The sequence below is a fragment of the Vibrio sp. A37 genome (genome assembly GCF_059777565.1).
Genome location: NZ_JBLNLI010000018.1, coordinates 16,565 through 32,095, shown reverse-complemented (window position 1 = coordinate 32,095; position 15,531 = coordinate 16,565). Strand labels below are relative to the sequence as shown.

At 42.8% G+C, this 15,531-nt stretch carries 11 protein-coding genes; 4 read left to right on the top strand and 7 right to left on the bottom strand.

Annotated elements, in window-relative coordinates:
* Nucleotides 1–160: 160 nt before the first annotated feature.
* The 3 genes from ACM2FC_RS20160 (at nucleotide 161) to ACM2FC_RS20150 (ending at nucleotide 5,947) form a co-directional block, all read left to right on the top strand.
* A complete protein-coding gene (locus tag ACM2FC_RS20160) occupies nucleotides 161–1,351 on the top strand; it encodes a 3-phenylpropionate MFS transporter (protein ID WP_498482826.1) in 1,191 nt (396 codons plus the stop codon).
* A 35-nt stretch (nucleotides 1,352–1,386) separates the two neighbouring features.
* Nucleotides 1,387–4,818, top strand: a complete 3,432-nt coding sequence (locus ACM2FC_RS20155) for a PAS domain-containing hybrid sensor histidine kinase/response regulator (RefSeq protein ID WP_498482825.1) — start codon at nucleotides 1,387–1,389, stop codon at nucleotides 4,816–4,818.
* A gap of 280 nt (nucleotides 4,819–5,098) precedes the next feature.
* A complete protein-coding gene (locus ACM2FC_RS20150; RefSeq protein WP_498482824.1) occupies nucleotides 5,099–5,947 on the top strand; it encodes a DUF2076 domain-containing protein in 849 nt (282 codons plus the stop codon).
* Nucleotides 5,948–6,004: 57 nt separating this feature from the next.
* On the opposite strand, the gene ACM2FC_RS20145 is transcribed toward ACM2FC_RS20150, so the two are convergent.
* From ACM2FC_RS20145 to aspA, 7 genes are all read right to left on the bottom strand, one after another.
* Nucleotides 6,005–7,708, bottom strand: coding sequence for a sodium:solute symporter family protein (locus tag ACM2FC_RS20145; RefSeq protein WP_498482823.1), 1,704 nt, complete (start codon nucleotides 7,706–7,708; stop codon nucleotides 6,005–6,007).
* Nucleotides 7,709–7,728: 20 nt separating this feature from the next.
* Complete coding sequence (locus ACM2FC_RS20140; protein ID WP_498482822.1) at nucleotides 7,729–7,995, bottom strand: DUF4212 domain-containing protein; 267 nt, start codon at nucleotides 7,993–7,995, stop codon at nucleotides 7,729–7,731.
* Between the two features lie 183 nt (nucleotides 7,996–8,178).
* A complete protein-coding gene (locus ACM2FC_RS20135; protein WP_498482821.1) occupies nucleotides 8,179–8,802 on the bottom strand; it encodes a MarC family protein in 624 nt (207 codons plus the stop codon).
* A gap of 116 nt (nucleotides 8,803–8,918) precedes the next feature.
* A complete protein-coding gene (locus ACM2FC_RS20130) occupies nucleotides 8,919–9,554 on the bottom strand; it encodes a response regulator (protein ID WP_498482820.1) in 636 nt (211 codons plus the stop codon).
* A 213-nt stretch (nucleotides 9,555–9,767) separates the two neighbouring features.
* Nucleotides 9,768–11,564: a protein-disulfide reductase DsbD gene (locus ACM2FC_RS20125; protein WP_498482819.1), complete on the bottom strand. Its 1,797-nt coding sequence runs from the start codon at nucleotides 11,562–11,564 to the stop codon at nucleotides 9,768–9,770.
* A gap of 148 nt (nucleotides 11,565–11,712) precedes the next feature.
* Nucleotides 11,713–13,020 (bottom strand): anaerobic C4-dicarboxylate transporter, encoded by a 1,308-nt coding sequence (locus ACM2FC_RS20120; RefSeq protein WP_498482818.1) that lies wholly within the window; start codon nucleotides 13,018–13,020, stop codon nucleotides 11,713–11,715.
* Nucleotides 13,021–13,166: 146 nt separating this feature from the next.
* Nucleotides 13,167–14,618, bottom strand: a complete 1,452-nt coding sequence (aspA, locus tag ACM2FC_RS20115; RefSeq protein WP_498482817.1) for an aspartate ammonia-lyase — start codon at nucleotides 14,616–14,618, stop codon at nucleotides 13,167–13,169.
* A 444-nt stretch (nucleotides 14,619–15,062) separates the two neighbouring features.
* Here aspA and ACM2FC_RS20110 point away from each other — a divergent pair, with 444 nt between their 5' ends.
* On the top strand, nucleotides 15,063–15,527 hold the full coding sequence (locus ACM2FC_RS20110; protein WP_498482816.1) for an FxsA family protein: 465 nt from the start codon (nucleotides 15,063–15,065) through the stop codon (nucleotides 15,525–15,527).
* The last annotated feature ends 4 nt before the right edge of the window (nucleotides 15,528–15,531 follow it).

Genomic DNA, 15,531 nt, shown 5'->3' with positions numbered 1-15,531 from the left:
TCGTATGGACCCTATATATAGTTTGGCAAAATATCGCGTTTGCTCCAGACGAATTTACCTATTGTGTTGTAAAATCGGGACTACTTTGCAAATAACCTGAGTGTTTTCGGAGAGCCCACCGGCTACCAAATGCTCAATTGTTCATTGATTAGGAATTACGATGACCTCCCCTTCACCTCATGGATGGATTTCTCAATATATTTTCGGCTTTTTTTTTACTTACGGTGTTTACTTGCCTTTTTGGGCTTTGTGGTATGAAGGCCAGCATATATCCGCGACAGATATCGGCATTTTAATTGGGCTTGGTTTCGCGACTCGCTGCATTGTTAATTTGGTTCTCACTCCTCGATTTCATTTGGCAGAGCAGTTTATTCCTATTTTGAGGGTATTAGCTTGTTTAGCAGCAGGATTTCTCGCATTGCATTACTTTGTTGAAACTCAGTTTTGGCTGCTTGTCGTGGTAACTATCCTTTTTAATTTATGTTGCGGCCTGATTGTTCCACTGTCTGATTCAATGGCAAACTACTATTCGAGGTTGAAGCTACTTGATTATGGGCGAACGCGTTTATGGGGCTCTGTTGCATTTATCGTTGGCTCGACGGTCGTTGGGTATTTGATTTCGTTGTATGGCACAGAAGTCATCGTGCTGACCGCATTGGCAGGGACGATAGCTTCGGTTTTGCTGAGTTTTAGAAATACTAACCCAATGCCTGTGACTCATGATGCAAAGGTTCCTCAGCGTCCAAAAGTGTTTTCGCAGCTCAAAGACTGGCAAGTGATTAAGTTCCTGATCTTGGTATCACTGATTCAAGGTAGTCACGCCGCTTATTACAGCTTTAGCAGTTTGCATTGGAGAGAAGCGGGGATTTCTGGAACTGCTATCGGTTATTTATGGAGCCTTGGGGTAATTGCTGAGATTCTAGTATTTGCATTCAGTCAGAGGCTTTTCGCAGGGAGTTCACTACGGACCATGTTTGTCTTGTCTTCCTTAGGAGTGATAATACGTTGGGCGCTCACTGCTATGACGACCGATGTTGCTATCTTAGTTTTTGTTCAGTTGCTTCATGGTGTGACATTTGCGACTGCCCATTTAGCAACAATTCGCTACATTGAACGCGGAGAGGAGAGTCGTATTGTGGTTCTTCAAGCGCTATACAATGCTATCCCTCTTGGCGCTTTTATCGCTTTGATGACCGCTATTAGCGGTTGGGGGTATGAGTATTGGGGCGCTAATATTTTTTGGTTGATGTCGCTGATGGGATTCTTCGCTTTGTTTATTAAGTTGGAGAAACAGCCAGCTCAAATTGTGGATGTTAAATTGTCATCTAGTAGACCAGTAGATCCTAGTTAACCTGAATGTAGGTTAGTGAATAGTAGGAGAAGAAAATGGATTGGCTAGCGATACCGCTGTCTCTTGTTTATCTTGGATTCCTTTTCATACTAGCTTGGTATGGAGACAAGAATCGGAATTGGCTTTCTCGTTGGCGGCCTTGGATTTACAGCTTATCGCTTGCCGTGTATTGCACTTCGTGGGCGTTTTTCGGCACGATTGGTCAAGCAAGCCTGAATCCTTGGGCCTTTTTGCCTGTATATCTCGCGCCAATACTGGTGTTCATTTTTGGTTGGCGAGTATTAGCAAAGTTAATCCTAATCTCAAAACGTGAGAACGTTAGCTCTATTGCTGACTTTATAGCGGCAAGGTATGGTAAATCTCACAGCTTAGCCACAGTTTTGACAGTGAGTGCTACCATTGGGGTTTTGCCATATATCGCATTGCAGATAAAAGGCATCATCTTGGGGTTAGAAGTTATTACCCCCAGTTTTGTTGCGCACTTGGGGGAGTTTAAAGAGCTTCTATCGATATCTATTGTGGTGGTTCTCGCGTTATTTACGATTTTATTTGGTACTCAACACCTTGAATCGAGTGAACATCACCGGGGGTTGACTAAGGTGATCGCATTTGAGTCAGTTGTTAAACTCCTCGCTTATGTGGCTATTGGTGGGCTGGCAATCTATTTAGCTGTCGGAGACGAGCGAGTCAATATGATGCAAGTCGCGAAGCAAACTTATCAACCGCCAAACTTCGTGACGCTATTCATTCATTTTTTGCTTTCTGCATTGGCTATTATCTGCCTACCACGTCAATTTCACATGATGGTGATTGAAAATGAAAAACCACAAGATCTCAAAAAAGCTAGGGTCATTTTTCCACTTTATTTAGCGTTGATGGCTGTTTTTGTATTGCCTATCGCTTGGGTTGGAGCGGGATTATTTGGTGTTACTGGCAGCCAGAGCCAAGTTTTGTCCATTCCTCTTCTAATTGGCGCAAATAAGCTAGCATTGTTTGCGTATATTGGTGGGTTATCTGCGGCATTTGGTATGGTGGTGGTGTCGACAATTGCATTAGCCATCATGGTTTCAAATGAAGTTATTGTACCGTATCTATTGCGACGGACTAGGTTAGTCGGCGAGCAAAGAAGTCAGTTTTCACATCAACTCATTTCCGCGCGCAGAATCATCATCGTCTTGATAATGTTTGGTGCTTGGCTTTGTTACCTATTGCTGGAAAATATCCAATCACTGTCTGAAATAGGATATCTATCGTTTGCCGCTGTTAGCCAATTTGCTCCCGCCTTGCTTGGTGGAGTGTATTGGCATTTAGGTAATCGGAGAGGAGTATACGCTGGCTTGGCAGCAGGTTTCTCGGTTTGGCTGATTACTTTACTTTCACAATTAGGTTGGCTAGCTGGAGATGCGAGCAGCAACTTTTTGTTGTGGATAATCACTCCGAGTGAGTATTGGAGCAATCTGAATATCAACCCTTTAGATTGGGGAATGTTTTTAAGCATACTGGTAAACGCATTGTTGTATGTAGTGGTTTCCTTACTCACGCGAACAAGCTTGAGTGAACGCTTGCATAGTTCTGCTTTTGTCGGCAGTCCATTACCCGAAAACGAAAACGTCAATGTTTATCAAAGCCGAGTGACGGTCGGAGAGCTGGAGCTACTTGCCTCTCGGTTTGTCGGTCGGGAGCGAATGCGGGTGGAATTTCGGCAGTTTTGGCGTGCGCACAGTGAGCATGTAGGAGCTGACGAACAAGCACCATCTTCTTTAATTCGCTATACAGAGAAAGTATTAGCGCGGGTGTTTGGTGTTTCTTCCGCAAAGTTGGTTCTCACGTCTGCTTTGCAAGGACGCAGTATGCAATTGGAAGATATTGCAACGATAATGGATGAGGCTTCTGAGCTGTATGATTTTAGTCGTGGAGTGTTGCAAGGTGCAATTGAACACTTAGATCAAGGCATTGCTGTTATCGATAAGCAGCTAAAGCTTGTGGCTTGGAATCAAAAGTATAAAGAACTGTTTCACTTCCCTTCTAACCTTGTCCAAGTCGGCCGTCCGTTTGCCGACATGATCCAATTTAACGCTCAACATGGACTGTTTGGGCCAGGAGAAGCTAATGAGCATGTACGTCATCGAATTTTTTATCTTGAGAAAGGAGCTAGTCATACTTCAACCCGTACCGCTCCTGACGGTCGAGTAATAGAAGTGCATGGTAATCCGATGCCCGGTGGCGGTTTTGTCATGCGCTACACAGATATCACCGAGTTTAGAAAAGCAGAAGAGGCCTTGAAACAGGCGAACGAAACATTAGAAGAGAGAGTGCTTGAAAGAACGCAGGAGCTAGAAACTTTAAACCGAGAGCTAATATGCGCTCGTCAAAAAGCAGAATATGAATCGAAATCAAAATCTCGTTTTCTTGCCGCTGTTAGCCATGACTTAATGCAGCCATTGAATGCCGCTAGGCTATTTGCTTCGTCGCTATCTGAAGTTAGCCAAAATAAAGAAAGCAAAGGGCTTTCATCTCATATTGAAAGTGCGCTAAATGCCGCGGAAGATTTGATTGGTGATTTGCTAGATATCTCTCGATTGGAGTCAGGGAAACTGGATACCAACATGGCTGTGTTCGCAATCAATGACGTACTTTGCAAACTTCATGCGGAGTTTAAAGCTTTATCGGTTGAGCAGGAGATCGATTTCAATATGGTTCCTTCTTCTTTGTATGTGAAGTCGGATCCAAAGCTCTTACGTCGTGTGATCCAAAACTTTTTGACGAATGCTTTTCGGTACAACCCGCACGGAAAAGTGGTGCTTGGGGTACGTAGGACAAAAGGTTTAGCCCGTATTGAAGTCTGGGATAATGGGCAAGGTATTGATGAAAGTAAGCAGAGAGAAATTTTTGAAGAGTTCACTCGCGGGCAGTGCTCAGGGAGTCAGAAAGGGCTCGGCTTAGGTTTAGCGATTTCAAAAGGTATCGCCAATGTTTTGGGACACCAAATATCGATGCAATCTCAACTTGGAAAAGGCAGCGTATTTTCCATTTCACTACCGCAGGATGAAAAGCCTGAGGTAGTCGAAGTCAAGCCAGTTCAACCTCAAGGGGCTAACTTGCAAGGTGTTAGAGTACTTTGTGTGGATAACGAGGAAAAAATACGTATCGCGATGAAAGCCTTACTGGAGCGATGGGGATGTGATGTAGAAGTTGTGGCAGATCTCGAACAGAGCTCTTCGTTAGTTAGGCAAGGCTGGATTCCAAGCGTTGTGCTGTCCGACTATCGTTTGGACGGTTCGTTGACGGGTATCGATGTACTCATGGGTTTAAGAGCAGAAATACCTAACGAGTTTCTTGGAGTGATCATTAGTGCTGATTGCACGGAAAATATGACCCAAGGTATTCACTCTGAAGGGTTTGAGTTTATACCTAAGCCAGTAAAAGCGATTAAGTTAAGAGCTATGCTAAATCAATTTGTCAGTTAGATAGATGACTCCTGTTTTTCATTTAAAATATTCATAAAGTATATGTTTGTGCTCGCAAAATGAGCAGGGTGTAATAATGCTTGGCGTAAAATGCCAAAACAGGTATATCTAGAATTATTAGCCTAATCGGCTAGGTAACAAAGTATCGAGTTAGGACAATTTAACTTGAAAGGAATCGGTGTGAGGCGAAATAGAGCAATAGGTTCTGATAGGCATGCACACTAGACAATGTAATCTGATACTGATCTTAGACTAAATTGCATTTCCTGAGAGGTTAAAAATGAATGCTGACGAAAAAGTTTTAATTGAAAACTTGGCCCAGCGCCTTCAGCAAGCTCAATTGTCGGATATTGACACAGACGCTGAAAAACTGATTCAAAAACTCATGTCGAATCAGCCTCGAGCAATGTACCTGCTCACCCAAGCTGTGTTGTTACAAGAGCAAGCATTGAAAGCGAGTCAAGAAAAAATCACACAGTTAGAGCAACAAGTACAACAGGCTTCAAGCCAGAAAAAAAGCGGCTTCTTAAGTGGGCTATTTGGGGGCTCATCTCAGCCAAGTAGTCATACCCCAGCGGGTAATACTGGCTACGCTCCAGCAAATAATGGCAACTACTCTTCATCGAACTACTCCCAACCTCAGCAAGGCTATTCACAGCCTCATGCCAACGATTATCGCCCTTCACGAGGAAGCAGCTTTATGGGGCAGGCGGCGAGTACGGCATTAGGCGTAGCCGGAGGGGCGTTGTTATTTGAAGGTGTTTCTCATATGTTTGGTGGTCGTGGGGGCTTAGGCAGTGGCTTTCTTGGTGGAAATAATGAAACTATCGTTAACGAAACGATCATTAACCAAGCGCCTGATACGGATCAGCTAGCAAATCAAGATTTTGGCCAAGGCGTTGATAATGGTGGCTGGAATGATCCATCAAATGGTTTTACGTCGGGGAATGATGGATTTGCTGGTGGAGATACCTGGAGTAATAACTTTGCTGGTGATCAAAACCCAGATTCAGGATTTGGCTTTGACGATAGTGGATTTGATAACAGCAGCTTCGACAATAGCGGCGAATTCGACGATGGAGGGTTTGGTGGTTTTGACGGCGGAGGCTTCGACGATAACAATTGGTAATTAATCTCAACAAAATAGCCCTGCATAGGAGCTGGGCTATTTTTATGGAGGTCTGCTCTAGTGACTGTGTGCGTCACCAGCACCTTTCGGATATCGAATTGATTCCACTAGGTCTTGAACTTCATCGGGTACCACAGCAGTAAACTTACTAACTATCAATGACACGATTAAGTTAAGTACCATACCTAATGTACCTATACCTTCAGGGCTAATGCCAAACCACCAGTTGTCAGGCGTATTTGCGGCAGGATTTACAAATTTAAAGTAAATAATATAAGTTGCCGTAAATAGGATACCCGCAAGCATACCAGTAATCGCGCCTTCTTTATTCATCTTCTTGTAGAAGATCCCAAGTATTATCGCTGGGAAGAAGGAGGAGGCGGCCAGTCCGAAGGCGAATGCCACTACCTGAGCCACAAAGCCTGGTGGGTTGATGCCTAAATATCCTGCTCCGAGTATGGCTAGCACAGCGGCTAGCCTTGCCGCCAGGAGCTCTTGCTTATCCGTCATCGAAGGTTTGAAGCCTTTTTTCAGCAAGTCATGAGATATCGCAGTAGAGATAACCAATAACAAGCCCGCTGCAGTAGAGAGCGCTGCTGCTAGGCCACCTGCCGCAAGTAGCGCGACGACCCAGTTTGGCAAATTAGCAAGTTCAGGCGAAGCAAGTACGATAATGTCTCGGTTGATTTTCATCTCATTGCGATTGTCGCCTGAGTAGAACATCCGACCGTCACCATTCTTATCATCCCAGCTTACCAGCCCTGTCGCTTCCCAGTTTCTATACCAACTTGGTGCATCGGTTCCTGCTACACCTTGTAAGTTAGGACCATTCAGCGTTTCAATCATGTTTACACGAGCAAATGCCGCCACGCCAGGTGCCGTTGTATAAAGTAACGAGATAAAGACCAGTGCCCAACCAGCAGAAATCCGTGCGTCACGAACTTTTGGTACCGTAAAGAAGCGGATAATGACATGTGGGAGGCCTGCAGTACCCACCATTAATGCCGCGCAGATGAAGAAGACATCAACCATACTCTTACTGCCATCAGTATATGCAGTAAAACCGAGTTCTTGGGTTAGACCATCTAGCTTATCCAGCAGATAAGTTTCGCTTCCGGTCATTGTTGAACCCATACCAATTTGAGGAAGGAAATGACCTGTCATCATTAGTGAGGTAAAGATGGCCGGGACTAAGAAAGCAAAAATGAGAACACAGTATTGGGCGACCTGTGTATAGGTGATGCCTTTCATGCCTCCTAGTACCGCGTAGAAGAATACGATAGCCATACCGATCACAATACCGATATCGATGTCTACTTCTAAGAAACGGGAGAAAACCACTCCAACGCCACGCATCTGACCAGCAACATAGGTAAAGGAGATAAATATTGCACAGAATACTGCGACCATTCGTGCTGTTTTTGAGTAATATCGCTCACCGATAAAGTCAGGAACAGTGAACTGTCCAAACTTACGCAAGTATGGGGCTAAACATAGTGCTAGGAGCACATAGCCACCAGTCCACCCCATTAGATAGACTGCGCCGTCGTATCCGATAAATGCGATGATACCTGCCATCGAAATGAATGATGCTGCTGACATCCAATCCGCAGCAGTAGCCATACCATTGGCAACAGGGTGGACGCCTCCGCCAGCGACATAAAACTCACTTGTCGATCCCGCTCGAGCCCAAATTGCGATACCTATATATAACGCAAAAGTGATGCCGACGAGAATAAATGTCCAAGTTTGAATATCCATATCTAGTCTCTCTTACTTATTTAGTCTTCATGCACGTTATATTTTCTGTCTAGCGCATTCATGCGCCACACATAAACAAAGATCAAAATAACGAAAGTAAATATGGAACCTTGCTGAGCGAACCAAAATCCGAGTTTAAAACCACCAAGTCGAATATTGTTTAGTGCGTCAACGAACAAAATTCCAGCGCCATAGGAAACGACAAACCAGATCACTAGTAAGACTGTCATCAGGGTGAGGTTTTCTTTCCAGTAGGCCTTAGCCTGTTCTGTAGACTCGAAAGCCATGGTTTTCTCCTTTTATGTTATTGGAGTGTTATTACAATGTTATTCTTGTAAGGGATCAGAGAAAAGGCAAGCTGATAGAGGGACTTTGATGGCAAAAATATAAATAAAAAGCGCCACTTAGAAATGGCGCTTTAAAAAAAATCTTGAATAACAAAAAGATAGAATAATATCTCTAAACTTAGGCTAGAAGTAGAAGTCTTTGATGCCTAACAATAAATTGTTCAGAGCAACTGCTGCCAATATGAGCCCCATGACTCGGCTGATGACAGCGGCCCCGACGGTACCGATGACTCTTTGAATCGTGGTTGCACCGAGCAAGAGTAAAAGTGTGATCACCATAACAGAGAGGGTTACACCTGCGGTAATGGCTTGGTCAACTATTGAGTAGCGATGGTTATCAGTCAACAGTACAATAGCCATCATTGCACCTGGAGAGGCAATAGACGGGATAGCTAAAGGGTAAACTGCGAGGTTTGCCAGTTCAGAGTGGCTGATCTCTTCTGATATTTTTTGCTCTTGCTCGGGTTTGCTTTCACCAAAAATCATGGTTAAAGCAAATAATAGCAGTACTAACCCACCAGCAGCCTGAAAGGCAGGCAAAGGTATTTGCATAGCTTCAAGTAACATTTGTCCTACTAAAAGAAAGAAAAGTAATACAAAGGTGGCAATAGCTACGGCTTTTAACGCGACGAGTCGGCGCTGTTTCAGTTCTAAGTGGTGCGTTTGTGACATGTAGACGGGCACAGAACCAATTGGGTCGACAACGGCCCACAATAAAACGAATTGGGTGATTAAATTATCAAGCAATGTAGGATCTCCCAGAGTTAATAAAACAGAGGGATGAATGGAGTAGGTCAGCTGACCTAAAGCTTAGACTCTATTGTAACCTATCATGATCCATATTTGTGAAGAATCTTTAACGTTTAATGTTCAGTTTCAGTCTGTTGCAATAAAATAACCGCTTGAGTTCTGTTTTTTACTCCTAACTTTCTAAAAATAGCCGTCATATGTGCCTTTATTGTTGCTTCTGAAACATTTAGTTCGTACGCAATTTGTTTGTTTAGCAAACCATCTGAAAGCATAGTCAGCACTTTATATTGCTGGGGGGTCAGTGTTGCGATTTTTTGTGATAGCTCAAAGTAAGCTTGTGACTCGGAGGAAGATATATCAGGGAAGTAAGGTTCACCCTCTAAAACTTGGTTTAAAGCTTTAATTAGTGACTTTATATCGCTGGATTTTGGGATAAATCCGAACGCTCCGTGTGCTTTGACTTGAGATATTACATTGGGTTCTTCGCTGGCAGAAATAACGACAACGGGCAAATTAGGATAGTCCGCCCTGAGTTGGATTAGGCCGGACATGCCATTGGCGCCAGGCATCTTTAAATCCAACAGAATCAGGTCGGTGTCGTTATGACTCTTTACCAGAGAAAAAAGAGCGTCAAGAGAGTCGGCTTCCAATAGATTTGCATCTTCAATAGCCATGTTCACCGATTGAAAAAGTGCATTTCGAAATAATGGATGATCGTCAGCAATGACAATTGTGTAACTAGTTTCCATAAAGAAAATACTGGTTAATGGCTTTTAACTTACTATACCTGCCTATAACCGATAGCAACAATACATATGCAGCTAATTTTAGAGCTTTATTCTTAAAAGTGTGAATGCGTTGCGGCTAGCGAGGTTATTTTCGCTAATATAATAAACGAAATAAGCAAAAAAATTACAGAGGCACCATCCTGTATTTGGAACAATACCCCTAAAATTTTTACTTTATTTACTTTGAGAATCAAATTTTGGATTATTAATATGATTTAGGAATGTTTTAGCGTCTTTAAAGCCAGTGATTCTTTCAGTTGACATATATTCTCCATTTGCGTTCCAAAACTCTATCGTGGGTAGTCCCAGCACGTTCATTTTTTGCATGAGTTTAAAATCGTCGGGCAAGCTTTTTGTCACGTCCGCTTGCAGCAAAACAAACTGCTTTAATTTTGCTTCGACGTTTTTATCGTGGAAAGTGTATTTTTCGAACTCCTTACAAGCTACGCACCAGTCGGCATAGAAGTCCAGCATTACAGGCTTGTGTTCTTGCTTTGCTTTGGCTAGCTGCGCATTAAGTTCTGCAACATTATGGATACGTATGAACTGTACTTGTTGCTCAGAGCTGGATGATGATCGTGAAGGTGAATACCAATCATTTAATAAAGGTTGCGCAGAGAATACAATGCCCAGTATAGCGATGATAGCAACAGCACTCTGTTTCCATCCCCCAAAGCTAAAGCTATTCTTTATGTGGTAGAGCCAACCAAAGACTGAGATCCCAAGGACTGACCACAAAATTGAGCTCCAAAAATCAGGAATGATCCTCTCTAACAAGAGAATAGGTGCTGCTAGCAAAATAAAGCCAAATAGGGCCTTAACCTTATTCATCCAATCTCCGGACTTTGGTAGCAGTTTATTGCCAAATACTGCGGCTAAAATGAGGGGGATCCCCATTCCGAGGGCGAGCGCATACAGTGTGATACCACCGATCAATAAGTTACCTGTTTGGGCAACATATAGCAGTGCTCCTGACAGTGGTGCAGTGGTACAAGGCGAGCAAACCAGTCCAGAAATTGCCCCCATAGCAAAGACACCTAGCCCGTTTCCAGACTTTTGTTGATTGCTAAGTGAATTGAGCCACGTTTGCGCACCACTTGGTAACTGAAGCGAATATAAACCAAACATTGAGAATGCTAACGCGACAAACAAAACGCTTAAACCAATGAGCACATAGGGGTGCTGCATTGCAGCTTGGAATTGCATCCCAGCAGAAGCAACAATTAATCCCAATAGAGTGTAAGTAAGCGCCATACCTTGCACATAAATCATGGATAAAGTAAATGCCCTGCGATGAGATAATCGGCCACTCCCTAACACGATGCTGGTTAAGATTGGATACATAGGTAGAACACATGGGGTAAATGCTAACCCGACACCTAGCGCTAAAAATAGTAGTGGTGTCCACCAATGATTACCTAAAAACGAAAAATAGGAATCAGTCGTGCTTTGCGTATTTACGTTTTTGGAACTGTTTGTTGTTTTGGGTTTCTCTGCTGAATTGCTTGTTGCCTGAGTAAGTTGTGTATCTAAATGTACGATTTTTGTTTCAGGAGGATAGCAAAAACCAGCTTCCGCGCAGCCTTGATATTGAACAGTAAGCTCTGCTCCTTTCTGGATGTTATCGACTGGTACAGCAATGGATAGCGGTGAAGTAAATACGTTCACCTCACCAAAAAACTCGTCTTTGTGCGGCTGTCCTTTTGGTATCAAAAAATCACCTAATATGACATTCTTTCCTGTGATGGAAATAGTGTGTCGATATAGGTAGTAACCGGGCTTAACTTGCCAATCAAGGTAAACAAACTTCCCTTGTTGCATGTGGCTAAAAGAAAAGGCTTGATCAACAGGAACAAACTTTGGCGTCGATGAGGAAGAGCCTGGCAAAGATACTTTATTGCCAATCTGAGCCATGGCAGGGCTAGAAAGGGTAAATAAACAGCAAAAAAGCAAAGTAACGAGTGTGCGCATAAAAAGATCAATGTCGATTAAATTGGCGATATTCTAACTAAATCAGACAGGAAAACGCCGAAAAAATTTTCAACAAAGTGTATTTAATTCGGCCGCGTCACTAATTTTTTATTTACGAGTACAAAAAGGGAGCAAGCTCCCTTTCAGTTTATATGGCGATTCCTCCCACAATAAAACCTAGCCCGACAGCAGAAGAAATAGTGACAACTCCCGGAATGAAAAAAGGATGATTAAATACATATTGTCCAATTCTTGTTGAACCAGTGTCATCCATTTCAACAGCGGCAAGTAATGTTGGGTATGTAGGTAAAACAAATAAGGCGCTTACTGCAGCAAAAGACGCAACAGCTGTAAGAGGAGCAACCCCAATAGCCAATGCAGCAGGCATCAAAGCGACGGTAGTGGCACCCTGAGAGTAAAGTAGCATGGAAGCAAAAAATAGAACCACGGCTAGCATCCATGGGTGCTGCGATAGCAGTTGACCCGCAACTTCTTTGATATCGCTAACATGTGCGTTAACAAAGGTAGAGCCTAACCAAGCCACGCCAAGTACACAAACACAAGCTGTCATCCCTGATTTAAATGTCGATGCCGAGGAGATCTTCGACGCGTCGATTTTTGTTGTGCCAACAATCAGCGCTGCGGCAGCGAGCATAACTGCCATGATGGCTTCATTGCGCCCAAGAACAGGGTGCTCTATGAGCCCAACAGATTTAGAAATTGCTGCGGCGTAGCAGACGACAAATAGTATTGCGCCGAGGAAGATAAAGGTTGCACGCTTTGCTGTTGGGGCAATATCACGCTGCTGTTGAGAGCTAACTTTTACCAATCCTTTCGCCAATCTATCTTGGTACAGTTTGTCATCTTTGAGCTCAACACCCATGTAGTTGGCAACGAAAGCGCCGATCATACACGCGATAAATGTGCTCGGAATACAAACGGCCAGTAGCGTTAGGTAGCTGACTCCATGTGGAGCTAACATTGCAGAAAAGGCGACCACGGCTGCAGAAATTGGTGAGGCTGTAATGGCTATTTGGGAAGCAATTACAGAAATAGATAGTGGCCGTGAAGGTCTAATTCCTTGTCCTTTTGCAACTTCGGCAATGACGGGGAGAGTTGAAAAGGCTGTATGGCCTGTGCCTGCCATTAAAGTCATCAAAAAAGTTACCATAGGTGCATAAAAGGTAATTCTTTCTGGATGTTTTCTTAAAAAGTTTTCCGCTAGTTGAACTAACCAGTCCATCCCCCCAGCAACCTGCATCGCAGCTATGGCGGTGATGACCGACATGATAATAAGAATAACATCGACAGGTATATAAGCCTGACTAGTTGGGACCCCTAAAAAAAGGGATAAAAAAATCACACCAGCTCCGCCAGCGAAGCCGATCCCGATGCCACCAATCCGTGCTCCAATATAAATAAATAATAGGAGTATGACTAATTCCACCGCTACCATAATTGGTTCCTCTTAAAATAATAAACTTCAATTTTCTAAAAATTCAATTGATAAACTTTTAGAAAATAATTTTGGTAGCCAAATGAATTGATCTAAAAATAAGAGTAATTAGAAGAGGAGGGCTCTCTATGGAGCCCTTAATTGATTTATTCGTATCGTTTAGCGTTATATTTTGGTTGCATGAAATTAGAAATAGAAAGAATTTCATCAAGTTGCTCAGAAGTTAACAGCCCACGTTCTAAAACAACTTCACGAACACTCTTTCCAGTTTCTGCGCAAATCTTTCCAACAATATCACCTTGATGGTGACCGATGTACGGATTGAGATAAGTCACGATACCAATAGAGTTATGTACGTAGCTTTCGCAGATCTCTTTATTCACGGTAATACCGTCAATGCATTTGTCTCGCAAATTGACACAGGCATTGGTAAGAATATCCAAAGACTCAAACATGCTTTGAGCTATCACTGGCTCCATAACATTTAGCTGTAATTGTCCGCCTTCTGCTGCAAAGGAAATAGTATTGTCGTTTCCTAGTACTTTGAAGCAAACTTGATTGACTACTTCAGGAACGACTGGGTTTACTTTTGCAGGCATTATGGATGAGCCAGCTTGTAGCTCTGGAAGGTTTAGCTCATTTAGCCCTGCGCGAGGCCCAGAAGAGAGAAGGCGCAAGTCGTTACAAATCTTAGAAAGTTTTACTGCTAGACGTTTTACTGCGCCATGTGTCATTACATAGGCACCACAGTCGGAAGTGGCTTCAATCAAATCTTCAGCGGCAACACATTCAAGTCCAGTCACTGACGCTAGATGCTTGACGGCAAGCTCTTGATATCCTTGAGCAGCATTTAACCCTGTTCCGATAGCGGTTGCGCCTAAATTCACTTCAAGTAGCAACTTCGACGTGTACTCTAGAGCTTTAATTTCTTCATTTAAGGTGACGGCCCAAGCATGAAACTCTTGGCCGACGGTCATAGGGACGGCATCTTGTAATTGGGTGCGACCCATTTTTAAAACTTTGCTAAATTCTTGGCTTTTTAGTTCGAATGAAGCTTTTAGATATTCAATGGCATCAGTGAGCTTTTTGACACTATTAAACACTGAGATACGGAAACCGGTTGGGTAGGCGCAGTTGGTAGACTGGCTCTTATTTACATGGTCATTCGGATTGATAAATTGGTATTGACCCTTTTCTTTACCCATGATTTCTAGCGCTAGGTTTGCTATCACCTCATTGGTATTCATGTTAACCGATGTACCAGCACCACCTTGAAAAACATCGGATGGGAACTGATCCATACATTTGCCAGTATCCAAAATAAGGTCGCAAGCTTGGATGATATAATCTGCGACTTCACGTGGAATGACGCCCAGCTCTTTATTGGCTAATGCTGCAGCTTTTTTTGTCATCACCATACCGCGTACAAATTCAGGGACATCCGAAATTGTGACGCGAGAAATATTAAAATTTTCTATTGCTCGTAGAGTATGAATACCGTAGTAAGCATCAGCAGGGACATGTCTTTGACCTAGCAAATCTTCTTCAATGCGTGTGTTTGGTATTTTTGTATCTTGTGATTCTGGCAGGGTAACCATCTTAGCTGTCCTCAGATCGATGTTCTCGTAAAGTGTTCAGATTGTATTTATTGTTTTAGTATTCTGCTATATGGACTTCGTGAAAATTTGCCCTTGTATAGGTGACGGTAATAATACTCTGCAAAGTCTATAAATAAAGCGGTTAGATCACCTTTTCTTAAATTGTTTTTCTCAAGCAATAATTATATTTCTATATTGAATAATTTATATACTGAATGGGGTTTCGGTGTGGTTCTATAAGGTTATACCGATTTTTTCTCGAATAATGATTGTGTTAACGAAAATAACAACTTTTAGATGGCTAATAACGATGTTTTTAAAAAGATAAATAAAAAGTTGATTAAATATTAATCTTTTGTTGTTCTTGGCCAATTGGCACCTAGAATTCGTATATTTAAAACATTTGGGTATAGTCTTGTAATACATGCAGTTGGAGGAGCTTCTATGTTTGCCTTTCTTTTTCTAGTTTTTGTTGTAGTTCCAGTACTTGAGATTGCCATCTTTGTTCAAGTTGGAAGTGTGATAGGGCTCTGGCCAACCGTTGGTTTGGTTTTAATTAGTGCATTTGTTGGCGCCTCGTTAGTCAGAAGCCAAGGAATGCAAACACTAATTTCAGTTCAAAAGCGCCTCCAGCAAGGAGAAGTGCCGACTCAACAAATTTTCGAAGGTGTTATGTTAGCAGTGGCTGGCGTATTGCTTATTACTCCCGGCTTTTTGACTGATTTGATGGGGATGATTCTCTTGCTACCTGCTCCACGAGCAAAGCTCGCTAAATATGTCATGAACAAGGCGGAATTTAGAGTTTCGAGCCGCGGCTTTTCAAATGGTCCTTTTAATGGTGACAAAGGGAACACTTATGAAGGTGAGTACGAAAAAAAAGATGATCAAGATAGAGATAAACTAAATTAGTTTC

What these genes read in the sequence shown, in the direction of transcription:
- ACM2FC_RS20160 (WP_498482826.1), top strand. Translation starts at nt 161, where the DNA reads ATGACCTCCCCTTCACCTCATGGATGGATTTCTCAATATATTTTCGGC.
- ACM2FC_RS20140 (WP_498482822.1), bottom strand. Translation starts at nt 7,995, where the DNA reads ATGGCTTTCGAGTCTACAGAACAGGCTAAGGCCTACTGGAAAGAAAAC.
- ACM2FC_RS20155 (WP_498482825.1), top strand. Translation starts at nt 1,387, where the DNA reads ATGGATTGGCTAGCGATACCGCTGTCTCTTGTTTATCTTGGATTCCTT.
- ACM2FC_RS20145 (WP_498482823.1), bottom strand. Translation starts at nt 7,708, where the DNA reads ATGGATATTCAAACTTGGACATTTATTCTCGTCGGCATCACTTTTGCG.
- aspA (WP_498482817.1), bottom strand. Translation starts at nt 14,618, where the DNA reads ATGGTTACCCTGCCAGAATCACAAGATACAAAAATACCAAACACACGC.
- ACM2FC_RS20150 (WP_498482824.1), top strand. Translation starts at nt 5,099, where the DNA reads ATGAATGCTGACGAAAAAGTTTTAATTGAAAACTTGGCCCAGCGCCTT.
- ACM2FC_RS20120 (WP_498482818.1), bottom strand. Translation starts at nt 13,020, where the DNA reads ATGGTAGCGGTGGAATTAGTCATACTCCTATTATTTATTTATATTGGA.
- ACM2FC_RS20130 (WP_498482820.1), bottom strand. Translation starts at nt 9,554, where the DNA reads ATGGAAACTAGTTACACAATTGTCATTGCTGACGATCATCCATTATTT.
- ACM2FC_RS20125 (WP_498482819.1), bottom strand. Translation starts at nt 11,564, where the DNA reads ATGCGCACACTCGTTACTTTGCTTTTTTGCTGTTTATTTACCCTTTCT.
- ACM2FC_RS20110 (WP_498482816.1), top strand. Translation starts at nt 15,063, where the DNA reads ATGTTTGCCTTTCTTTTTCTAGTTTTTGTTGTAGTTCCAGTACTTGAG.